Annotated in this window: 2 protein-coding genes; both read right to left on the bottom strand. The window is 31.7% G+C overall.

Features of this window, described 5'->3' with window-relative positions; translation table 11 throughout:
* The coding region (locus tag AC2LE6_RS08975) for an ABC transporter permease (protein ID WP_484478920.1) at positions 1–1,079 on the bottom strand (1,079 nt) is incomplete at its 3' end.
* A partial coding sequence (locus AC2LE6_RS08970; RefSeq protein WP_484478919.1) for an ABC transporter ATP-binding protein occupies positions 1,072–2,050 on the bottom strand: 979 nt, incomplete at its 5' end. The genes AC2LE6_RS08975 and AC2LE6_RS08970, both read right to left, overlap by 8 nt.

Genomic DNA, 2,050 nt, shown 5'->3' with positions numbered 1-2,050 from the left:
CCTGCTAATCCTTGTTGGATAACGTTAAACATTTGAGCTAAATTCGATATTGGTTGAACGAACTGTCTTGCATACATTGTGATACCAGCGATATCTCCAACTTGTATTGCAAGGTTTGTTAATAACATCAACATTGCACCTAGAATGATGATTACTAAATAGATTAAATTATTCAATGAGTTAATTACTGGCATAATAATCCCAGCCCAAACTTGTGCTTTGAATGATGCATCTCTTAATTCATTGTTTTTTGTTTTAAATTCTTTAACAATCTCTTTTTCTTGTGTGTATAGTTTAAGTACTTTGATACCAGATATACTTTCTTCAACTATCCCATTTAGACTAGCTAAATGTTTTTGTTGTGCCATAAATCCTTTTCTTGTAAACTTCCCAACTTTCATTGTAATTAGTACCATTACTGGAACAAATAGTAATACAACAATAGCTAGCAACCAGTTTACTATAAACATAAATACAAGTGATAAAACGATCGTTATGATTGATGAGAATAACTCATTAACAACTTGTGATAAGCTGTTTGAGATTAAGTCAACATCATTTGTGATTCTTGAAACAATCTCACCAGGTTGATTCTTATCGTAATAAGAAACTGGTAGTAATTGTAGTTTATCAAATGCATCTTTTCTAATTTTCTTTACGGTATTTTGTGATACATTTACCATCACAACTCTACCTATAAGTCTAGAAATACTGTTAAGCACTGCGATTCCTGCGATATATAAGGCAATTGTATATGCGCCTTCAAAATCTTTTACTGATATATAATCATTAATCGCATTGGTGATTAAGTAAGGAATTATTACAGCTAGTCCCGCAGTGATTAATGTCATAATAAATACTAATATAACACCAGCTCTATATCGGTCTAAATACTTCCATACTCTTTTTAGTACTTGTTTTCTATTTGTAGCTTTTTGTCCAAGATAAACTCTTCCACCAGGACCATGAGACATACGTTGTCTATTTAAAGATTTTGAAATGTCTTTGTTTGCTTCATTTCTTTTCTTTACTTCTTCTTTTGAAAGAATGACTTCTTTGTGATTGATTTCTTTACTCATTAGAAGCACCTCCATTCCCTATTTGAGACAGAGCGATTTCTTTGTATACTTCTGATGTTTTAAGTAAATTCTCATGTGTATCAAATCCATCTATATATCCCTTGTTATTTAGCACAAGGATTTTGTCCATATCTTTTATTGTTGAAATCTTTTGAGCAATTACTAATGATGTTGTATCGTTACCAATTTTATCTATAGCATCAATAATTTGCTGTTCTGTTTGTGCATCTACTGCTGATGTTGAATCATCTAAGATAAGTATTTTTGGATTCTTTAAGAATGCTCTTGCAAGTGATATTCTTTGTTTTTGTCCACCGCTTAAGTTCTTCCCATCTTGCTCTGTTAGATGATTAAAGTAATCATCATATGATTCAATAAACTCAAGTGCGCTGGCATTCATTGATGCTTGTTCAAATTCTTTTAATCCAGCTTCTTGATTCCCTTGTTGAAGGTTTGTCCCAATACTACCACTAAAGATAGTTGGTTTTTGAGTTACAACACTGATTTGTGAACGTAACGTATCAATATCAAGATCTTTAATATCTTCACCATCTACTAAGATTCTTCCTTCACATACATCATACAATCTTGGGATCAAATGAATCAGACTTGATTTACCTGAACCTGTACTACCTATAATACCTATGGTTTCACCAGCGTTTACTGTAAAACTAAGATCTTTTAATACTCTATTTCCATCTGTTCCATATCCAAAGCTAACATTATCAAACGTAATATTACCTTTTAATGAAACATCTTTGATTGCGTTTTCTTTATTCTTTAAATCAGGGATTTCTCTAAATACATCTTTAATTCTTTTTGCACTTACAGTAGCTCTAGATATAAAGATAAGCATCATCGCTAACATTAATAACCCAAATAGAATTTGCATACTATATGATGTGAAACTAAATATCGTACCAACAGCAGGATCTCCATTGGCATCTAGTAAAACGCCTTTTTCAGCGTAA

Source organism: Candidatus Izemoplasma sp., assembly GCF_982632705.1.
The sequence above is the reverse complement of the archived record's forward strand: the minus strand, read 5'-3'. Positions and strand labels throughout refer to the sequence as shown.